The 19,356-nt window shown below is 76.1% G+C and carries 17 protein-coding genes; 7 read left to right on the top strand and 10 right to left on the bottom strand.

What is annotated here, in order from left to right; all coding sequences use genetic code 11:
- Positions 1–76: 76 nt before the first annotated feature.
- Both ACRYM6_RS20035 and ACRYM6_RS20030 read left to right on the top strand, forming a co-directional pair.
- The gene (locus ACRYM6_RS20035; RefSeq protein WP_432544650.1) at positions 77–886 is read left to right on the top strand and encodes a carbon-nitrogen hydrolase family protein; all 810 of its coding nucleotides are present in this window, start codon (positions 77–79) and stop codon (positions 884–886) included.
- Entirely contained in the window at positions 883–2,331 is a 1,449-nt protein-coding gene (locus ACRYM6_RS20030) for an APC family permease (protein WP_432544649.1), read from the top strand. The genes ACRYM6_RS20035 and ACRYM6_RS20030 overlap by 4 nt, the downstream gene beginning before the upstream one ends.
- Before the next feature lie 21 nt (positions 2,332–2,352).
- On the opposite strand, the gene ACRYM6_RS20025 is transcribed toward ACRYM6_RS20030, so the two are convergent.
- The 3 genes from ACRYM6_RS20025 to ACRYM6_RS20015 all read right to left on the bottom strand — a co-directional run bounded on the left by ACRYM6_RS20025 (position 2,353) and on the right by ACRYM6_RS20015 (position 5,319).
- Positions 2,353–3,384: a hypothetical protein gene (locus tag ACRYM6_RS20025; RefSeq protein WP_432544648.1), complete on the bottom strand. Its 1,032-nt coding sequence runs from the start codon at positions 3,382–3,384 to the stop codon at positions 2,353–2,355.
- The gene (locus ACRYM6_RS20020) at positions 3,381–3,773 is read right to left on the bottom strand and encodes a PadR family transcriptional regulator (RefSeq protein ID WP_432544647.1); all 393 of its coding nucleotides are present in this window, start codon (positions 3,771–3,773) and stop codon (positions 3,381–3,383) included. Before ACRYM6_RS20020 ends, ACRYM6_RS20025 begins: the two co-directional genes overlap by 4 nt.
- Before the next feature lie 109 nt (positions 3,774–3,882).
- On the bottom strand, positions 3,883–5,319 hold the full coding sequence (locus ACRYM6_RS20015; protein ID WP_432544646.1) for a glucose-6-phosphate dehydrogenase: 1,437 nt from the start codon (positions 5,317–5,319) through the stop codon (positions 3,883–3,885).
- An 85-nt stretch (positions 5,320–5,404) separates the two neighbouring features.
- On the opposite strand from ACRYM6_RS20015, the gene ACRYM6_RS20010 reads away from it, so the two are divergent.
- Positions 5,405–6,334, top strand: a complete 930-nt coding sequence (locus tag ACRYM6_RS20010; protein ID WP_432544645.1) for an aldo/keto reductase — start codon at positions 5,405–5,407, stop codon at positions 6,332–6,334.
- A gap of 28 nt (positions 6,335–6,362) precedes the next feature.
- Here ACRYM6_RS20010 and ACRYM6_RS20005 read toward each other — a convergent pair whose 3' ends face one another.
- From ACRYM6_RS20005 to ACRYM6_RS19980, 6 genes are all read right to left on the bottom strand, one after another.
- Positions 6,363–8,309 carry a SpoIIE family protein phosphatase gene (locus tag ACRYM6_RS20005; RefSeq protein WP_432544644.1) on the bottom strand — a complete coding sequence of 649 codons (1,947 nt, stop codon included), beginning with the start codon at positions 8,307–8,309 and terminating at the stop codon, positions 6,363–6,365.
- 112 nt (positions 8,310–8,421) lie between these two features.
- Positions 8,422–9,450: an oxygenase MpaB family protein gene (locus ACRYM6_RS20000; RefSeq protein WP_432544643.1), complete on the bottom strand. Its 1,029-nt coding sequence runs from the start codon at positions 9,448–9,450 to the stop codon at positions 8,422–8,424.
- Positions 9,447–9,809: an RNA-binding S4 domain-containing protein gene (locus ACRYM6_RS19995; protein ID WP_432544642.1), complete on the bottom strand. Its 363-nt coding sequence runs from the start codon at positions 9,807–9,809 to the stop codon at positions 9,447–9,449. Before ACRYM6_RS19995 ends, ACRYM6_RS20000 begins: the two co-directional genes overlap by 4 nt.
- 1 nt (position 9,810) lies before the next feature.
- The gene (gene pgm, locus ACRYM6_RS19990) at positions 9,811–11,466 is read right to left on the bottom strand and encodes a phosphoglucomutase (alpha-D-glucose-1,6-bisphosphate-dependent) (protein ID WP_432544641.1); all 1,656 of its coding nucleotides are present in this window, start codon (positions 11,464–11,466) and stop codon (positions 9,811–9,813) included.
- A gap of 117 nt (positions 11,467–11,583) precedes the next feature.
- Complete coding sequence (locus ACRYM6_RS19985) at positions 11,584–13,833, bottom strand: bifunctional diguanylate cyclase/phosphodiesterase (protein WP_432544640.1); 2,250 nt, start codon at positions 13,831–13,833, stop codon at positions 11,584–11,586.
- A 173-nt stretch (positions 13,834–14,006) separates the two neighbouring features.
- Positions 14,007–14,813 (bottom strand): Fpg/Nei family DNA glycosylase, encoded by an 807-nt coding sequence (locus ACRYM6_RS19980; RefSeq protein ID WP_432544639.1) that lies wholly within the window; start codon positions 14,811–14,813, stop codon positions 14,007–14,009.
- Positions 14,814–14,924: 111 nt separating this feature from the next.
- On the opposite strand from ACRYM6_RS19980, the gene ACRYM6_RS19975 reads away from it, so the two are divergent.
- The gene (locus tag ACRYM6_RS19975) at positions 14,925–15,953 is read left to right on the top strand and encodes a CapA family protein (RefSeq protein WP_432544638.1); all 1,029 of its coding nucleotides are present in this window, start codon (positions 14,925–14,927) and stop codon (positions 15,951–15,953) included.
- 45 nt (positions 15,954–15,998) lie between these two features.
- On the opposite strand, the gene ACRYM6_RS19970 is transcribed toward ACRYM6_RS19975, so the two are convergent.
- Positions 15,999–17,075 carry an alkene reductase gene (locus tag ACRYM6_RS19970; RefSeq protein ID WP_432544637.1) on the bottom strand — a complete coding sequence of 359 codons (1,077 nt, stop codon included), beginning with the start codon at positions 17,073–17,075 and terminating at the stop codon, positions 15,999–16,001.
- A gap of 108 nt (positions 17,076–17,183) precedes the next feature.
- Here ACRYM6_RS19970 and ACRYM6_RS19965 point away from each other — a divergent pair, with 108 nt between their 5' ends.
- Genes ACRYM6_RS19965 through ACRYM6_RS19955 form a run of 3 tightly spaced genes read left to right on the top strand, consistent with a single transcriptional unit; the run spans position 17,184 to position 19,221 of the window.
- Entirely contained in the window at positions 17,184–17,546 is a 363-nt protein-coding gene (locus tag ACRYM6_RS19965; protein ID WP_432544636.1) for a class II glutamine amidotransferase domain-containing protein, read from the top strand.
- Entirely contained in the window at positions 17,543–17,959 is a 417-nt protein-coding gene (locus ACRYM6_RS19960; protein ID WP_432544635.1) for a hypothetical protein, read from the top strand. The genes ACRYM6_RS19965 and ACRYM6_RS19960 overlap by 4 nt, the downstream gene beginning before the upstream one ends.
- Positions 17,960–18,003: 44 nt before the next feature.
- Entirely contained in the window at positions 18,004–19,221 is a 1,218-nt protein-coding gene (locus tag ACRYM6_RS19955; RefSeq protein WP_432544634.1) for an MFS transporter, read from the top strand.
- Positions 19,222–19,356 lie beyond the last annotated feature (135 nt).

Genomic DNA, 19,356 nt, shown 5'->3' with positions numbered 1-19,356 from the left:
ACTGCCGAAACCTCCCGGCAACGCTGCGGAACAGCCCTCTGGTTCGCTGCGGGTCGGCGCGACGACAGGAGCGGCAGTGAGAATCGCTGGATGGCAGCACCCGGGTGAACCCGGGGACGTGGACGGGAACCTCGCGGCGCTGGAGGACGCGGCGCGCCGCGCCGCCGCCGGGGGCGCCCGGTTGCTCGTGACCCCCGAGATGTTCCTGACGGGGTACAACATCGGCGCCCGCGTGGCGGAACTGGCGCGGGAACCCCTGGAGGACCGGGTCGCCGACGTGGCCCGCCGCACCGGGGTCGCGCTCGCGGTGGGGCTCCCGCTGCCCGCGCCGGGCGGGGCGGACGGGGTGACGAACTCCGTCCTGCTGCTCGACGAGACCGGCCGCCGCCTCGCCCGCTACGACAAGACGCACCTGTTCGGCGACCTCGACCGGTCCCTGTTCGTCCCCGGTGACCGTCCGGTGGTCACCGCCGACCTCGACGGGGTCCGGCTGGCCTTCCTCGTCTGCTACGACGTGGAGTTCCCCGAGACGGTGCGCGCCGCGGCGCTCGCCGGGACCGACCTGGTGCTCGTCCCCACCGCGCAGATGGAACCGTTCGCGTTCGTCGCCGAGCACCTCGTCCGCGTCCGGGCCTGGGAGAACCAGGTGTACCTGGCCTACGTCAACCACAGCGGCGCCGAGGGCGACCTGCGGTACGTGGGGCGCTCCAGCATCTCGGCGCCCTCCGGCGACGTGCTGGCGTTCGCGGCCCCCGACGGCGAGGACCTCCTGTTCGCCGACGTGGACCCCGCCGTCGTCCGCGCCGCGCACCGCGACAACCCCTACCTGACGGACCTCCGCCCGGAGTTCCGTCTCCCCGCCGACCCCGCCGAGGTGACCCCGTGAGCACGCCCCCCGCCGCCGCACCGGCCCCCCACCGCCTGGACGGCCACCTGGGCACCGGCCAGATCGTCTTCATGGTCATCGCCGCGGCGGCGCCCCTGACGGTGGTGGGCGGGAACGTCCCCCTGGCCGTCGCCGGCGGCAACGGCGTCGGCGCGCCCGTCGGGTTCCTGCTGGCGGCGGCGGTCCTGCTGGTGTTCTCCGTCGGCTTCGTCGCCCTCACCCCGCACGTCCGCGACGCGGGCGCGTTCTTCTCCTACGTCGCAGCGGGTCTGGGGTCGCGGGCCGGGCTGGGGACGGCGTTCACCGCCCTCGTCGCCTACACCGCGATCCAGGTCGGGGTGTACGGGTACGCGGGGTGGGCGCTGAACGACCTGGTGGTCTCCTTCGGCGGCCCCGAAATGCCCTGGTGGGCGTACGCGTTCGCGGTGCTCGCGGTCGTCGCCGTGCTGGGGTACCGGCACATCGAGCTCAGCGCGAAGGTCCTGGGGGTGGCGCTCGTCCTGGAGATCGCCGTCGTCGTCGTGCTGGACGCCGTGATCCTGGGCGGCGGGGGACGCGACGGCCTGGTCACCTCCACGTTCGCGCCGGAGAACGTCCTCACCCCGCACATCGGGGTCGCGGTGCTGTTCGCCCTCACCGGGTTCATCGGTTTCGAGGCCACGGCCGTGTTCCGCGACGAGGCGCGCGACCCCGAGCGGACGATCCCCCGCGCCACCTACCTGGCCGTCCTCGTCATCGGCGGTTTCTACGCCGTCTCCTGCTGGGCGCTGATCACCGGGGCCGGTGCCGCCGACGCCGTGGCGGTCGCCCAGCGCACCCTGGACGGGGAGGGGAACTTCCTGCTCGACACCACCCAGGAGCACCTGGGGCCGGTCCTGCGCGACGTCGTCCAGGTGCTGCTCGTCTCCAGCCTGTTCGCGTGCGTCCTGTCCTTCCACAACGTCCTGGCCCGGTACCAGTTCAGCCTGGCCGGCAAGGGCGTCCTGCCGCGGGCGCTGGCCCACCGCCACCCCCGGCACGCGTCCCCCTCGACCGCGTCCCTGGTGCAGACGGTGACGGCGGCGGCGGTGCTGGCGGTGCTCGCCCTGCTGGGCCTGGACCCGCTGGTCGGGGTCTTCGGGTCCATGGCCGGGGTGGCGACCGTCGGCATGGTGCTGCTCATGCTGACGACGTCGGTGGCGGTGCTGGTGTTCTTCGCCCGGAACCCCGGGCTGGCCACCCGGGGCCGGTTCCCGACGGCGGTCGCCCCGGTGCTCGCGGTGCTGGGGTTGCTGGTCAGCCTGTGGCTGGTGCTGTCGAACTTCACCCTCGTCACCGGGGGCAGCGTCGCCACCAGCACCGTGCTCGCCCTCGTCCCGCCGGCCGCGTTCGCCGTGGGCGCGCTGGCGGGCGGGCGGTCCCGGCTGACCGACGCGGAACGGGTTCCCGGCGACCTCGTCCGGTGACCCCGGGCGCCGTCGGGGCGGTCAGGGGACCGGGCGCCGCAGCCGCCGCACGGCCCGCCAGGCCCGCACCGCGGCCGCGGTGAACAGGAGCAGCCCCGCCGCGCGCCAGGCCAGTCCCCAGCCCGCGCCCCCGGTGAGGGCCTCCTCGGCGACCACCCAGCACCAGAACGCCGCGAGCGCCGTGGACAGCCACGCGGCGCCGCGGGCCCGTCCGCGCCGGGGGGCGGGGGAGTCGTCCGTCAGGTGCAGCGCGTGCTCGGCGGCGGTGCCGAACTCCTCGCGGGGGTGCGCCGCGCCGCTGTCGGCCCAGTGGGAGCGGGCCTCCTGGACGTGGTGGGCGACTTCGCGGCGCGTCAGGGAGTACCGCCCGCGCAGGAGGCCGGCGAGGTCGTCGAACCACTGCTCGGGGGTGGTCCCGCCGGCGTGCGGGCGCGGGGCCCGCTGCGGCCACCGGAACCCGGTCACCAGCGCGAGGGCGCCGGCCGCGGGGACGAGGACGGTGGGCACCACGGCGAGCGCCGGGCGGTCCTGGAGCGGGGAGGCGGCGGCCAGGGCGCCCACGAGGACGGCGCCGCCGGTGAGCCACCACGCCCAGCCGCGCCGCAGCCGCCCGGCCCGGCGTTCCAGCCGTCCCCGGTGGGCGCCGGTGCCGAAGGCGACGGCGGCGGCGTAGACCGCCAGGCCCCAGGCGGTGACGGGCAGGTCCCACCCGTGGTCGGCGAGCAGGACCAGGCCCAGCAGCAGCGTGAGCCAGCCGAGGGTGAGGAACCACAGGGGCCAGTGGTCGTGCGGGGTGCTGCCGTCGGGGTCGACGGCGGCGCGTTCGCCGTCCGGCACCCTCTCGCGGGCCACGTCGGCGGCGTACCGGTCGGGGTCGCCGAACAGTTCCCCGGCGGGGAGGCCGGTCTCCAGGCAGGCCTGGTGGGCCTCGGTGAGGACGTCCTCGGCGAGGTCGCCGGGGACCCCTTCGCGGACGACGAGCCGCCACAGGGCGCGGTCGGCCCAGGCCTGGTCCCGATCGGTGGGCCAGCGCCGGTCGAGGGTCCTGCTCACGTCGTCCTCCTGGTGGGTTCTCCGGTCGTGGCCGGGGTCGTGGCCGGGGTCGCGTCCGGGGCCGCGCCGAGGACGGTGCCGACGGCGGTGGCGAACGGCCGCCACTGCTGCCGCAGCTCGTCGAGGCGGGCGCGGCCCGCGGGGGTGAGGGTGAAGACCTTGCGCCCGGGGCCGCCCTGGCCCTCCTGCCACGTGGAGGTGAGCGCGCCCTCCTGCTCGAGGCGGTTCAGGACGGGGTAGAGCGCGCCGCCCTTGACCGGGCCGATGCCGGCGGTCTGCAACTGCTGGGCGACGGCGTAGCCGTGGGCGCTGCCGCGTTCGAGCACGCCCAGGGCGCACGAGGCGAGGACTCCGCGCTGCCACTCGGGCACGGTCGGGGTGTCGGGCACCCGCTCATCATGCCATCGACTAGTCGAGATTCCAACTAGCGCCCGGTCCGGCCCCGGGAACGACCGCGCGCCGCCGCCCCCGGGGGGACGACGGCGCGCGGGAGGGGTTTCAGGACCGCTGCTCCGTCAGCCAGCCGTACGGCGCGGCGATCGCCTCGGCCGCCTCCGGGCCCCACGTGCCCGGCTCGTACGGGTGCAGCTCGGGGCGGTGGTCGAGCATCGGCGCCGCGACGCGCCACGCGTCCCGCAGGCCGTTCGAGGTGGTGAACAGGGCGCGGTCGCCGATGAGGACGTCGCGCAGCAGCGCCGCGTACGGCGGCAGCGGCTCGGCGTTCGGCAGTTCCGCCAGGTCCAGGTACAGCTTGCCCGGCACCAGGTCGTCGGACACGCCCGGACGGCGGGCGGTCACCCCCGCGAACACCGAACCGTTGCCGGACAACGTGAACGTCAAGGTCTCCGGCGCCGCCTCGTCGTCCTTCTGCGGGGAGTTCGATGGCCGCTTGAACACCAGCGTCACGTGCTGGTGCGACTCGGCGAGCTTCTTGCCGGTGCGCAGGACGAACGGCACCCCGTTCCAGCGCTCGGTGTCGACCCACACCCGCGCCGCGACGAACGTGTCCGTCGTGGAACCCTCGCGGACGTCCCGGATCTCCCGGTAGCCGCTGCCCTGGCCGAGGACGACCTCCGCGGGGTCGATCGCGCGGAACTTCGCCAGGACGTCCTCGCGGGCCTTCGCCAGCGCCTCGGAGGTCCAGTCGGCGGGCGGGTCCAGCGCCACCTCGGCGGCGACCTGCAGGAGGTGGGTGACCAGCATGTCGAGGGTCGCGCCGGTCTCGTCGTAGAACGTGGCGCGCTCGTCGACGCCCAGGACCTCCGGCACGTCGATCTGCACCTGGGCGACGTGCTCGTTGGACCACAGCTGCTCGATCATCCGGTTCGCGAACCGCAGGACGTGCAGCTGCTGGGTCGCCTCCTTGCCGAGGAAGTGGTCGATGCGGAACACCTGCTGCTCGTCGAACACCGACAGCACCAGCTGGTCCAGTTCCTCGAACGACTGCGGGGAGGTGCCGTACGGCTTCTCGTAGACGACGCGGGTGCCCTCGGCCAGCCCGTGCGCGGCGATGGCCTTCGTGTAGCCCTCGAACGTCGACGGCGGCAGCGCGAGGTAGTGGACGACCTGCGCGTCCTCGCCGATCTCCTGCTTCGCCGCGGCGATCGCGTCGAGGAGCTCACCGGGGTCGTCGGCGCTGAACCCGCCACCGGCGAACCGCAGGCCCGGCAGGATCGAGGCGATGACCTCGTCGGTCACGCCGTTCTTGCCGCGGGCGAACTCCTCCAGCCCGGCGCGGACGTGGTCGCGGTACTCGTCGTCGGGCAGGCCGCGGCGGCCCGAGCCGATGAGGACCCACTGCTCGGGCAGCAGGTCCGCCGCGGCCAGCGCCGCGAAGCCCGGCATGACCAGGCGCTTGGCGAGGTCACCGCTGGCGCCGTACACCACGAAGACGGTGGGACCGGCGCTCGAGGTGGCGCCCAGCGCGTTGTTCATGTCGTCTCCAACTCGGGGGGACTCGGGGGACTGAGGGGGACTCGGGGGGAGGTGCGGGGTCGGCACCCGCGCCTACGCTAGCCGAGTGACGAACGCGTCCCCGTGGGTGCACCGCCTCGGTCTCGGGCTGGCCGCCGCCGGCCGTCCCGCCTACCTCACCCCCGGCCGCGCCGGTGACCTCCCGCCGTCACGGTCCGTCGACGACCTCCGGACCCGCTGCCACGAGCTGCTCGACGCGGCGTGGGACGCGGGCGTCCGGTACGTCGACGTCGCCCGCTCCTACGGCCACGCCGAGAGCTTCCTCGGCAGCTGGCTCGCCGCCCGCCCCGGCCGCCGCGAGCAGCTCACCGTCGGGTCCAAGTGGGGGTACGAGTACGTCGGCGGGTGGTCGCTGGACGCGCCCGTCCACGAGCGCAAGGACCACTCCCGCGCCGCCTTCGAGCGGCAGTGGCCGCAGACGCTGGAGGCCCTCGGCGGGCCCCCGGACGTCTACCTGGTCCACTCCGTGACCCCCGACAGCGGCGCCCTGGACGACGCGGCCCTGCTGGGGGCGCTGCGCGAGCTGGCCGCCACCGGGGTGCGGGTGGGCCTGTCGACGAGCGGCCCGGCCCAGGGCGCGGTGCTGGAGCGGGCCCTGCGCGCCGACACCCCGTTCAGCGTCGTGCAGTCGACGTGGAACCTGCTGGAACGCTCGGCCGGTCCGGTGCTCGCGCAGGCCCACGACGAGGGCTGGCTCGTCGTGGTGAAGGAGGGGGTCGCCAACGGCCGGCTCACCGCGGCCGCCGCCGACCCGGCGATCGCCGCGCTCGCGGCCGTCGAGGGGCAGACGGTGGACGCCTTCGCCCTCGGGGCGGTGCTGCGGCAGCCGTTCGCCGACGTCGTCCTCAGCGGTGCGGTGACGACCGGGCAGCTGGCGCAGAACCTCGCCGCGCGGCCCCCCGCGGTCGTGCCCGACGGCGCCGCCGAGCCGCCCGCGGCGTACTGGTCGACGCGCAGCGCGCTGCCCTGGACCTGAGCGCGGGCCGGCCCCGGGCGTCGGGGGCTCAGCGCACGTCGACCCACACGGTCTTGCCGTCCAGGCGGGCCCGCACGCCCCAGTCCGCGGCGAGCGCGTCGATGAGCTGCATCCCGCGCCCCCCCAGCGCGTCCAGGTCCACGACCCGGCGCACCGGCGTCGCCGGTTCGGAGTCGGTGACCTCCAGGCGCACCCCGGTGTCGCGGACGGCCACGGCCAGCCGCACGGCCCCGCGGCCGTGGACGAGGGCGTTCGTGACGGCCTCGCTCGCGACGAGCACCGCCGCGTCCCGGGTGCCCTCGGCGACCTCCGCGCGGTGGCACGCCGCCGCGACCAGCTCGCGCGCCCGCCCCACGGCCGCCGGGTCCCGCGCCAGGGTCGCCTCCACGAGGTCCCGGGTCACCGGGACGGCCCGGGCCAGCAGCAGCACCACGTCGTCCTCGGCGTCGCCGTCGACGCTGGTCAGCAGCTCGTCGCACACCTGCTCGGCGGTCCGGCCCGCGAGGGCCTCCAGCCGCCGGCACAGCCAGGCGATGCCGTCGTCGATGGTCGAGCCGCGGCGCTCGACGAGCCCGTCGGTGTAGAGCAGCAGCGACGCGCCGTCGGGGAACGGGTGCTCCTGCACGGTCCGGCCGGTGCCGGTCTGGCACCCCAGCAGCAGTTCCGGGGTGCGGGCCAGCACCTGCACGCTCCCGTCGGGCAGCTGCATCAGCGGCGGGGGGTGGCCGGCGTTGGACCACCGCACGCTGCGCGCGCCGGCGTCGTCGTGGTGGACGGTGACGAGCACCGCGCTGGCCAGGGCGTCCACCCCGAGGTCGAACAGGGCGTCGTCGACGATGTCGAGCAGGTGGCCGGCGTCGGCGGGCACCGCGTACGCGATGCCCCGGAGCAGCGAGCGGACCTGCCCCATGAGCGCGGCCGCCTCCCCGTCGTGGCCGCTGACGTCGCCGACCGTCAGGACGGCCGTCCCGTCCGCGGTGCGGAACCCGTCGTACCAGTCGCCGCCGACCCGGGCCTGCTGCGCCGCGGCCCGGTACCGGGCGGACAGCTCCAGGCCCTCCAGCCGTGCCGGGTCCGACAACAGGCTGCGCTGCAACGTCTCCGACATCACCAGGGCGTTCTCGGCGGCCTGCCGCTCGGCGTCGCGGCGGCGCAGCCGCAGCACCGCCTGCCCGTACTGGGCGGCCACCGCGCCCACGACCTCGTGGTCGGTGGGCGTCAGGTGGTGCGGGGAGTCCCACCCCAGCGCCAGCTCGCCGAGCTGGACGCCGTCGACGACGACGGGCGTGTGGACCACCGCGGCGCAGCCGGTGGCGGTGACCTCCGCGGCGGCGCTGCCGGCCGGGCGCTCCTCCAGCAGGTGCACCGCGACGGCCGTCGCGGCCAGCACCGACCGGCTGAAGCGGCGCAGGACGTCGGCGGCCTCGGCGTGGGTGGTGGCGTCGATGAGGTCGAGCGCCACGAGCGCCTGCGCGGCGATGGTGCGGGCCGCGGCCCGCTCGGCGCGGCGGGCGGCCTCCACCTCCCGGCCCCGCAGGAACAGCTCCGCCTCGACGCTGTCCGCGCGGGCCCGTTCCAGGACGTAGTCGGTGATGTCCTCGATGCGCTGCAGGACGAACTGCACCTCGCCGTCGGCGCCGCGCAGCGGGGCGTGGACGATCGACCAGTGCCGCGGGTGCAGCTGCCCGGTCGCGGCGTCCAGGACGTCGTAGCGCACCGCGGGCAGCACGTCCGTCTCCCCGGCCAGCACCCGGCGGAAGGACAGCTCCACGAGGTGGGCGCCGTCCTCGTCCACGTCGTCCTCGGAGGGCGGGAAGGCGTCGAAGACGTACTGCCCGACGAGTTCCTCGCGGGTGCGGGCCAGCATCGCCGTGTACGCCCGGTTGGCCTCGACGATGACGAGGTCGCGGTCCAGCACGAGGTGCGCGGTGGGCAGGTGGGCGAAGAGGGCGTCGAGCCGCAGGACGTTCGTCATCCGGTGTCCTCCGCCAGGACCGGTGGTTCGGGTACCGCAACCCTACGCACCCGTGCGTGGTCGTGTCTGCACTCTCCGCAAGGAGGTGGACCCGGACCCGGCCCGGTCCGGCTCAGCCCGACTGCGCCAGGAACTCCCGGTTCGCGGCGACGTTGCGCTCCACCATCCGCTCCCACGCCGCGGGCCGGCGCCGCAGCAGCGCCCGGTACGCCCCGGCGACCGAGGCGACCACCGGGACCAGCCGTTCCCACCCGCCCACCGGGGGGACCCCGAGGGCGTCGGCCTGCTCGCCCTGCAACCGGCGGGCCACCGCCCGGGCCGCGACCAGCCCCACCCGGTGCGGGACCGGCGTCAGGTCGGCCAGCCCGGTCGCCAGCGCGTCCAGCCCGGCGGCCGTCAGGGTGCGGGAGTCCTCGTTCGGCGGCCCCGTGCGGGCGTCGACCTCGGCCAGCAGCGCCACCGCCGACGGCCGGTCCACCGCCGGGGCCAGCAGGTCGGGGTGCACGCCGAGCAGTTCCCCCAGCACCCGCCAGTGGTCGAGGAACTGCGCGTACTCGGCGTCGGTGACCCCGAACCCGAGCCGGTGCGCCGAGCGCGGCGCGACCACCGTGAAGTCCAGCCACGTGCGCAGCGAGTCGAACTGGCTGATCGGGGTGTGCGGCCCGGCCTGCCGCACCGCGCGGCGCACCAGGGCGTGCCCGAGCCGCACGTGCGCCGTCACCCGCCACCCCGGCGCCCCGCGGACCAGCCCGCCGGGCAGCGACGCGGCCGTCAGCCACCGCGCCGTGTCGGTCAGCCGCAGGTGCGCCGAACCCACCAGCCGGCCCGTCCCCACCAGGATCGTCGCGGTCTGCGGCGGGCGGTACGAGCTGATGAGCGCCCCCGCGCCCACGTCGAAGACGTGCACGGCCTGCGGGGTCGTGAACGTGGCGCGCGCCCCGGCCCGCAGCAGGTCCGGGTCCGCGGCGTCCGCGACCCGTTCCAGGTCGGCGACGAACTCCCGCACCGGGGACGGCGCGGTGCGCGACCCGTCGCGCAGGGCGGTGGACAGCCCCGCGCGCAGCGCCGGGTCGGCGTGCACCGCCTCGGCCAGGGCGTCGGCGAGCGGGTCCCCGTGGAACGGCGCCTCGTCGAGGTTCACCGGCGTCCTCTCAGCTCGTCCATCTCGCGGCGGTCGCGCTTCGTGGGCCGCCCCGCCCCGCGGTCGCGGGTCCCGAACGCGCCGAAGAACTCGTCGCGCGGGGGCGGCGGGGGCGACTTGTCGACGTAGGCGGCCTGCGCCAGGGGAGCACCCACCCGCTTCTCCAGCAGCTGCACCACCTCGAACACCTTCTCGTAGCCCTCCGCGCGGACCCGCACCTCGTCCCCGACCCGCACGGTCGAGGCGGGTTTCGCGCGGTCCCCGTTGAGCCGGACGTGACCGGCCTTGACGGCAGCGGTCGCGACGGACCGGCTCTTGAAGAGCCGGACCGCCCACGTCCACTGGTCGATCCGCGTCACGTCACTTCCCCGACAGGACCCCGTCGACCAGTTCCTGCGCCTCGTGCTGGACGTGGCGCAGGTGGTCGGCACCCTTGAACGACTCGGCGTAGATCTTGTAGACGTCCTCGGTGCCCGAGGGGCGCGCCGCGAACCACGCGTTCTCGGTGACGACCTTCAGGCCGCCGATGGCCGCGCCGTTGCCGGGGGCCTCGGTGAGCTTGGCGGTGATGGGTTCCCCGGCCAGTTCCGTCGCGGCGACCTGGTCCGCGGACAGCTTCGACAGGGTCGCCTTCTGCTCGCGGGTCGCGGCGGCGTCGCTGCGGACGTACTGCGGGCGGCCGAACCGCGCGATGAGGTCGCCGTAGTGCTCGCTCGGGGTGCGGCCGGTCACGGCGGTGATCTCCGAGGCCAGCAGGGCCAGCAGGATCCCGTCCTTGTCGGTGCTCCACACCGACCCGTCCTTGCGCAGGAACGAGGCGCCCGCGGACTCCTCGCCGCCGAAGCCGACCGAGGCGTCCAGCAGGCCCGGCACGAACCACTTGAACCCGACGGGGACCTCCAGCAGCTCCCGGCCCAGCGACTGCGCCACCCGGTCGATCATCGAGCTGGACACCAGGGTCTTGCCGATGGCCGCGCCCGCCGGCCAGCCCGTGCGGTTCCCGAACAGGTACTGGATCGCGACGGCGAGGTAGTGGTTGGGGTTCATCAGCCCCGCGTCGGGGGTGACGATGCCGTGCCGGTCGGAGTCGGCGTCGTTGCCGGTGGCGATCTGGAACTCCGAGCGCCGGTCGATGAGGGAGTGCATCGCCGACGGGGAGGAGCAGTCCATCCGGATCTTGCCGTCCCAGTCCAGCGTCATGAACCGCCACGTCGGGTCGACCAGCGGGTTCACGACCGTCAGGTCCAGGCGGTGCCGGTCGGCGATCGCCTGCCAGAACTCCACGCTGGCCCCGCCCAGCGGGTCGGCGCCGATGCGGATGCCCGCCTCGCGGATCGCGTCGAGGTCCAGGACGTTCGGCAGGTCGTCGACGTAGGTGCCGAGGAAGTCGTAGCCCTGCGCGGCGGCGCGGGCCCGCGCGAACGGGACGCGGCGCACCCCGTCGAGGTCCTTCTCCAGGTACTCGTTGGCGCGCTTGGCGATCCAGCCCGTCGCGTCGGTGTCGGCGGGGCCGCCGTTCGGCGGGTTGTACTTGAAACCCCCGTCGCGGGGCGGGTTGTGCGAGGGGGTGACGACGATGCCGTCGGCCAGGCCGGGGCCGGTCGCGCGGATCGTGGAACCGTCGCGGTTGGCGCGCAGGATGGCGTGCGAGACCGCCGGGGTCGGGGTCCAGGAGTCGCGGTCGTCGACCAGGACGGTGACGTCGTTCGCGCCGAGGACCTCCAGCGCGGACACCCACGCCGGCTCGGACAGGGCGTGGGTGTCGCGGCCGATGAACAGCGGCCCGTCGTAGCCCTGCTCGCGGCGGTAGTCGACGATCGCCTGGGTCGTGGCGAGGATGTGGTGCTCGTTGAAGGCCCCGTCGAGGCTGGAACCGCGGTGCCCGGAGGTGCCGAACGCGACGCGCTGGCCGACGTCGGAGGGGTCGGGCTGCGTGGCGTAGTAGGCCGTGACGACGTGCGCGACGTCGATGAGGTCCGAGGGCTGGGCGTGCTGTCCTGCGCGGGGGTTCGTCATGGCTTCCTCGTCACTCCTGCTGGTCCGGCTCGCGTCGGTCGTGCCCGATGATGCTGCACCCGTCCCCGCCCGGCCGCCACCGCCCCCTCACCGCCCCTCCCCGGCGCCCGCCCGGCCTCAGGGCGCGGCCGCGCCCGGGGGGGCCGGGCGCCCCAGGTGGTAGCCCTGGCCGTGGGAGACGCCCAGCCCGCGCAGGCAGTGCAGTTCCCGCACGTCCTCGATGCCCTCGGCGACGACCAGGGCGCCGGTCTGGTGGGCGAAGGTCGTCAGGGACGCCGCCAGCGCCCGCCGGGTGCCGTCGAGGTGGATGCCGCGGATCAGGCTCATGTCCAGCTTGATGAAGTCCGGTTCCAGCGCCAGGACGTGGCGCATGCTGGCGAACCCCGCCCCGGCGTCGTCGACGGCGACGCGCAGCCCGGCCTCGCGCAGCGGCGCGAGCCGGCGCAGCAGGGCGGGGTAGTCCGCCACCGCCTCGTGCTCGGTGATCTCCAGCACCAGGGTCCCCAGCCGCTCACCCTCCAGCGCCCGGGCCAGGGCCGGGGAGGTCGCCAGGGCGGGGCTGACGTTCAGCGACAGGAACCCCTCGCCCGCCGGGCGCTGGGCCAGCGCCGCGCGCACCGCGGCCAGCTCCAGCCGCTCCCCGGACCCCACCCGCGCGGCGTCGGCGAACCACGTGTCGGGGGCGCCGACGGGGAAGCGGCTCAGCGCCTCGTGGCCCACCGGCCGCAGGCCGTCCAGCTCGCACACGGGCTGGTACACCGGGCGCGGCCCGCCGTCGCGGTGCAGCTCGTCGAGCCGGTTCAGCACCGCGCGGCGCTGGCGGGCCTGCTGCTGCTCGTGGGTGACCAGCTCGCCCAGCGCCTCGGCGATGATCTCCAGCACGCCGGCGTCGCGCCCGCGCAGGCCCGGCTGCGCGGTGGTCGACAGCGCGCACAGGGTGCCGTAGACGCTGCCGTCGTCCAGGAGCACCGGCACCCCGACGTAGGCGCCGATGTCCAGGGCGGCGGTGATCGGCAGGGCCGAGGTGGCCGGGTGCGTGCGCGCGTCGGCGACGACGGGGTCGAGGTAGCCCTCCAGCACCCGCTGGCAGTACGTGTCGCCGCGGTCGGTGCTGAACCCGCGCGGGTCGCCGACACCGGCCGCGGTGGCGGTGTGGCGCAGCGTCCAGGTGTCGCCGGAGAACTCCGCCAGCACCGCGGCGTCCATGCCCAGCTGGCGCCGGGCGACGTCCAGCAGCCGGTCGATGCGCGCGTTGAGCGCGGCGTCGCCCACCGGCTGCGGCGCGGTGCCCGGCAGGTCCCCGGGGCCGGCGCCCCCCGCGAGCCGCAGGGCGGTCGCCGCCCCGCCCAGCGCCCGCGCGGCCGCCCGCGCGGCGGCCTGCCCGGCGCGGGCGGCCTTGTCGGCGTACATGGCCGCGTCGGCCTCGCGCCAGGCGGTGTCCAGGCCCGTGGCCGCGCGGCGGGTGGCCGCCCCCAGCGAGGCGCGGACCCCCGCCCCGGTCAGCCCGCCGCGCAGCCGGCCCAGCACCGTGGCGGTCGCGGCCCGGTGGGCACCGGGCAGCAGGGCGGCGAACTCGTCCCCGCCCAGGCGCGCGAGCAGGTCCCCGGGACGCAGGTGGGCGCGCAGGACCTGCGCGGTCTGCACGATCAGGGCGTCACCGGCCTCGTGCCCGCGGGTGTCGTTGAGCTCCTTGAGCCCGTCCAGGTCCACCACCAGGACCGAGGCGGTCGAGCCCAGCCGCCGGGCGCGCGCCTCCTCGGCGGCCAGGGCGTTGTCCCAGGCGCGGCGGTTGCCCACCCCGGTCAGGGCGTCGCGCTCGGCGACGGCCTCGGCCTGCTCGGCGCGGCGGGCCTCCTGCTCCAGCCGCAGCTCGTAGGACAGCACGGTGGCCAGCAGGTCCGCGGCGAGCTCCACGTCGGGCAGCTGCAGCGCCACGGCCGGGTCCACGGCCTCGCGGGCCCCGGCGCACAGGGTGCCCAGCACGGTGCCGTCCGGACCGGTGAGGGGGACCGACACGTAGGAGCGCCAGGGGAAGCCGGTGGCCCGCAGCGCGTGGGCCCAGCCCTCCTCCTGCTCCACCGCGGTGGAGAAGCGCGGCGCCCGCCCGGCCACCACCGCCCCGCAGAAGGTGTCGCCCCAGGCCATGACGTCGCCGGCGTCCATGCCGACGCCGGCCCCGTCGAGGGCGGACAGGACGACGTAGTCGTCCCCGTCGCGGCGGGCCACCGCCCAGGTCTCCAGCCCCACCCGCGCGTGCAGGCGCTTGAGCGTGGCCGCGGCCGCGGTGGTGAAGTCGCTCACCGGCACCGCGGGAGCGGGGACGGCGGGCAGGGTCTCGTCGCCGTCGTGGTCCACACCTGTCCTCATCGGCACCTCACCCCGGCGACTTGAGCCCTTCCCACCACCGGTCCCGGCGCAGCGCGCGCCCGGTGGCCGCCGCGCCGGTGAGGGAGCCCGGCAGGGCCGGGACGGGCCCCGAGGAGGACGTCAGCGCCAGCACCGGGGCCCGGGGCCGGTCGCGCCGGGGGCGCCGGACGCGCTCACGCCTGCTCGGCCGGGCACCACCACGTCGTGCGGCCCCCGATCGTGGCGCGCACCATCTCGGCGCCGCAGCGGGGGCAGTGGCCGCCGCGGGTGCGGTGCGGGACGACCTCGCCGGTGTGGACGCCGCCGTGCCGCACGGCGTGCCGGATCGCGGCCCGCAGCTCGCGCCGCAGCCCGTCGAGCTCGTCGGCGGTGAGGTCCCCGGCGGGCCGGCGGGGGCTGAGCCGGGCCCGCCACAGCGTCTCGTCGGCCAGCAGGTTCCCCACGCCCGCCAGCACCGACTGGTCCATGATCCGCGCCTTGAGGGGGGCGGTGCCGCGGCCGACGCGGGCGCGGAACTCCTCGCGGCCGACGAGCTCGGCGTCCGGGCCCAGCGCGCCGAGGTCGGGGTCGAGCCGGACCCGCCCGAGGCGGCGCTTGTCGAGCAGCCGCAGGGACCCGCCGTCGGCGAAGAAGAGGGAGAACCGGTACCAGACGCTGTCGGCGGGCGGGGTGTCCGGCCGCGGGCCGCCGTAGTCGCCGCCGACGGTCAGGACCCCGTCGGGGCCGGTCACGAAGACGCGCCCGCTCATGCCGAGGTGGATGCCCAGCGCGGGGCCGTCGCCGGAGGTGTCGCACCACATGGACTTCCCCCGCCGGTGCGCCGCGGTCAGCGTCCGCCCCACCAGGGCGGTGCGCAGGTCCCCGGGGGCGTGCGGGCGGCACTCGTAGGTGTCGGTGTCGTCGACGTCGGCGATCTCGCGGTGCAGCGCCCCCGCCTCGACGGCGGCGCGGGCGGTCTCGACCTCGGGCAGCTCGGGCACCCGCGGAACCTACCCCGGTCCGCGGCGCGCGGCCGGGTGACCCCGAGGGGGCCAGGTCCGCCCCCGCCGAACCCCCGTGGCGGGCGGTGCCGCCCACCTACAGTGCGCAGGGTGCGGAGGGTGTGTGCGGCGGTGCTCGCGGTGACGGTCCTGGTGGTCGCGGGGTGCTCCGGCGCCGACGGGCCCGCCACCCCCGCACCGCAGCCGGTCACGATCGCCGTGGCCGGGGACGTGCACTTCGCCGGGTCCAGCGCGGCCGCCCTCGAACCCGGCGGCCTGGACGCCGTCGCGCCGCTGCTGCGCGCCGCCGACCTCACCGTCGTCAACGTCGAGACCGCCATCACCGACGGCGGCACCGCGGCGGGCAAGGAGTACACGTTCCGCGCGCCCGCGGCCGGGCTCGGGAGGCTGAAGGACGCCGGGGTGGACGTCGCCGCCATGGCGAACAACCACGGCCTCGACTACGGCCGGGCGGGGCTCACCGACACCCTGGCCGCCGCCACCGCGCAGGGCCTGCCGGTCATCGGGATCGGGCAGGACGCCGACGCCGCCTTCGCCCCGTACCGGACGACGATCAAGGACAACCGGGTCGCGGTGTTCGACGCGACGCAGGTGCTGGACTCGTCCCTGGCGACGGCGTGGACCGCGACCGGCACCCAGCCCGGGATGGCGTCGGTGCGGACCGAGGCCGGCGCGCGCCGCCTCGTCGACGCCGTCGCGGCCGAACGGTCCCGCAGCGACTCGGTCGTGGTGTTCCTGCACTGGGGCAAGGAGTTGCAGGACTGCCCGACCAGCGACCAGCAGGACCTCGCGCACGACCTCGTCGCCGCCGGGGCGGACGCCGTCGTCGGGTCGCACGCCCACCTCCAGCTCGGGCAGGGGTACCTGGAGGCGGGCGGGCGGAAGGGTTTCGTCGACTACGGCCTGGGGAACTTCGTGTTCTACGCGAAGAAGGCCCGCACCGTGGAGACGGGGGTCCTGGAACTCACGCTGCCCGGCACCGGCGGGGTGTCGGCGGCGCGGTGGGAACCGGCGACGATCCGTTCCGGCGTCCCCGTCCCGCTGGAGGGCGCGGACGCGCAGGAGGCGGTGCGGCACAAGGAGTCGCTGCGTCCCTGCGCCGACCTGGCCGCCTCCTGACGCGGCCCGTCGGTCCCCTCGTCGACCCCCCCGTCGGTCCCCTCGTCAGTTCCCGTCGAGCGTCGGGTAGTCGGTGTAGCCCTCCGGGCCGGTGCCGTACGAGGTGGTCGGGTCGAGCGGGTTCTCCGGGTGCCCACCGGCCCAGCGGGCGGGCAGGTCCGGGTTCGCCATCACCGCGCGGCCCACGGCCACGACGTCCGCGACGCCGTCGGCGACGTACCCGGCGGCCTCCTCGCGCGTGGTGACCTGCGCGAACCCGGTGTTCACCATGAGCGGGCCGCCGAAGCGCTTGCGCAGGCCCTGCACGAACTCCCCGGCCGGGTCGGCGTGCAGGACGCTCAGGTACGCCAGCCCCAGCGGCTGCAACGACTCCGCGAGGTGCGAGTACGTCGCCTCGACGTCGGCGGGGTCGGTCTCCAGCGCGTCCTGGATGTTGTGGGCGGGGGAGATGCGGACCCCGACGCGACCGGCGCCGATCTCGGCCGCCACGGCCCGCGCCACCTCGACGGTCAGCCGCGCGCGGTTCTCCGGGGACCCGCCCCAGGCGTCCTCGCGCCGGTTCGAGCCCGGGGCGAGGAACTGGTGCAGCAGGTACCCGTTGGCGCTGTGGACCTCCACGCCGTCCAGCCCGGCGTCGACCGCGCGGCGCGCCGCGGCGACGAACTCGGCCACGACGTCGCCGATCTCGGCCTCGGTCAGCGCGTGCGGGACGGGGTACGGCTTCTTGCCGTCGGCGGTGTGGGCCTCACCGCTGACCGCGATCGCGCTCGGGGCGACGATGCGGTCGGTGCCGGTGATGTCGGTGTGCGAGACCCGGCCGCCGTTCATGAGCTGCACGACGATGCGGCCCCCGCGCGCGTGCACGGCGTCGGCGACGCCCCGCCAGCCCTCCTGCTGCTCGGCGGTCACCAGGCCGGGCTGCCCGGGGTAGGAGCGGGACTCGGCGCTGGGGTACGTGCCCTCGGCGACGATCAGGCCCAGGGAGGCGCGCTGGGCGTAGTGCTCGGCCACCAGGGGCCCGGGGACGCCGTCGGCTCCGGCGCGGGTGCGCGTCAGCGGGGCCATCACGATGCGGTTCGGCAGGGTGAGGTCGCCGAGCGTCACGGGGGAGAAGAGGCTCATGGTGGGCTGCAACAAGCGGACCGCGGTCCGGATTCCCGGTCCCACCCGATCGGGGGCACCCCGGTCGCCGGGGGAGGGGGAGGGGCGGCGCACGTAGAGTTCACCCCCGTGTCCGGTCTCCTCGTCGCGGTCGTCTGCGCCCTGAGCCTGCTCGCCGGTGCGTGGGCCGTCACCGTCGTCGCCCGCGACCGCCGCGTCGGGCGCCCCCTGCTCGTGGGCCTCGGCGTCGTCGAGCTCGCCGTCCTCGCCCTCGTCGCCGACGGCGTCGCGGCCCTCGCCGGCGGGACCCGCCCCGTGGAGACCGCCACCGCGATCGCCTACCTCGTCGTCGCGCCGTTCATCCTGCCCGCCGGGGCGTTCTGGGCCCTGGCCGACCGGTCCCGGCCCAGCACCCTCGTCCTCGTCGTCGCGTGCTTCGCCGTCATCGTCATCGCCTACCGCGCCTTCCTGCTGTTCGCGGTGACCCGGTGAGCGCGGCCCCCGCGCCCCGGCGGCGCACCACCGGCCTGGGCCGCGTCCTCGTCGCGCTCTACGCCGTGTTCGCGATCGCCGCCGTCTCCCGCGCCGGCGTCCAGATCGCCACCGACTTCCACGAGGCGCCCCTGGCGTACCTGCTGTCCGCGTTCGCCGGCGTCGTCTACGTCCTGGCGACCGTCGGGCTGGGCCGCACGGGGCACCGCTGGCGGACCGTCGCGTGGGTCGCGTGCAGCGTCGAGCTCCTCGGCGTCCTGACCGTCGGCACCCTCAGCCTCGCCGACCCGGCCGCCTTCCCCCGCTCGACCGTGTGGTCCGGCTTCGGCCACGGCTACGGCTACGTCCCGCTGGTCCTGCCCGTCCTCGGCCTCGTCTACCTGCGCCGCGAGAGCCGCGCCGCCCGCCCCTGAGCGGTTCGCCCGGCGAACCACCCGTGGGCGACGATGGTCCCGCCATGCCGACCTCCCCGACTCCCCCGACCGCGCTGACCGCGCCGCCCACCCGCCGCACCGCCCTCGTCCTGCTCGTCGGGCTCGTCCTCGTGGCCTGCTCGATGCGCTCGCCCCTCACCGGCGTCGGGTCGGTCCTGCCGCTCGTCTCCGACGACCTGGACCTCGGCGCCGCCGCCGCCGGGGCGCTGACGTCGCTGCCGCTGCTGGCCTTCGCCGCCAGCTCCCTCGTCGTGCCGCGGGTCTCGGCCCGGCTCGGGCACCGGCTCACCCTCGTCCTGGCGCTGTTCCTGCTCGGCGCCGGGTCGCTGCTGCGCTGGGTGCCCGGCGTCGTGCCGCTGTTCACCGGCACCGCCGCCATCGGGGTCGCCATCGCCGTCGCGAACGTCCTCATGCCCGCGTTCGTCCGCGCCGAGTTCCCCCACCGCATCCCGATCCTCACCAGCACCTACGTCGTCCTCATGCAGGTCGTCGGCGGGGCCGCGTCCGGGGTCGCCGTCCCGCTGGCCGAGCACGTCGGCGGCGGGTGGCGCACCGCGCTGGTGGTGTGGGCCGCGCCCGCGGTGCTCGCCGCGCTGCTGTGGCTGCCCCTGGTGCGCGGCGCGCGCGGCGGACGGGCCGACCGCGCCCGCGCCCGCACCCCGTGGCGGGCACCGCTGGCGTGGGCCGTCACCGCGTTCATGGGGTCGCAGTCGCTGCTGTTCTACGTCCTGCTGTCCTGGCTCACCACGATCGCCCGGGACCGCTCCGGCCTCGACCCCACCGCCGCCGGGCTGCTGCTGTCGGTCGTGCAGGTCGCCGGGGTCCTCGGGTCGCTGCTCGTCCCGCTCGTCTCGGGCCGGTCGGCGACCCGCACCCGGTGGGCCGCCGTCGGCTCCACCGCCCTGTCGATCAGCGGGATCGTCCTGCTGCTGCTCGTCCCCTCCGCCGCCTTCCCCGCGATGGCGCTCGCGGGCCTCGGCGGGGGCGGGGCGGTCGTCCTGGCGCTGGCGTCGGTGTCCTCGCGCGCCGCCGACGGCCCGACGGCCGTCGCCCTGTCCGGGATGGCGCAGGCCATCGGCTACCTCGCCGCCGCCGCCGGGCCCGTCGCCTTCGGCGGGCTGCACTCCCTCACCGGCGGCTGGGACGTGCCGCTGGCGGTGCTGGCCGCCGTCGCCGTCGCGCAGCTGTGGCCGGCCCGGGCCGCGCACCGCGACGCGACCGTGCGCGCCGAGCAGGGGTAGGCCCGGGCCCTAGGTGTACTGAGCACGGACGTTGGTGACACGCCGAGGACCGTCAGGTCCGTGACGTGAGGAAGACCTCCGAGTGAGGTGTGGAGCTGTCGAGGAACCGCACCACCACTCGGAGGTCTTCGTGCC

Origin of the sequence: Kineococcus rugosus (assembly GCF_050871975.1) — a bacterium.
Taxonomy (GTDB): Bacteria; Actinomycetota; Actinomycetes; order Actinomycetales; family Kineococcaceae; genus Kineococcus.
The sequence above is the reverse complement of the archived record's forward strand: the minus strand, read 5'-3'. Positions and strand labels throughout refer to the sequence as shown.

Excerpts from the sequence above, each read along its gene's own strand:
- pgm (WP_432544641.1), bottom strand. The coding sequence starts at position 11,466 with ATGACGAACCCCCGCGCAGGACAGCACGCCCAGCCCTCGGACCTCATC.
- ACRYM6_RS19955 (WP_432544634.1), top strand. The coding sequence starts at position 18,004 with ATGCCGACCTCCCCGACTCCCCCGACCGCGCTGACCGCGCCGCCCACC.
- ACRYM6_RS19985 (WP_432544640.1), bottom strand. The coding sequence starts at position 13,833 with ATGAGGACAGGTGTGGACCACGACGGCGACGAGACCCTGCCCGCCGTC.
- ACRYM6_RS20015 (WP_432544646.1), bottom strand. The coding sequence starts at position 5,319 with ATGAACAACGCGCTGGGCGCCACCTCGAGCGCCGGTCCCACCGTCTTC.
- ACRYM6_RS19970 (WP_432544637.1), bottom strand. The coding sequence starts at position 17,075 with ATGAGCCTCTTCTCCCCCGTGACGCTCGGCGACCTCACCCTGCCGAAC.
- ACRYM6_RS20005 (WP_432544644.1), bottom strand. The coding sequence starts at position 8,309 with ATGACGAACGTCCTGCGGCTCGACGCCCTCTTCGCCCACCTGCCCACC.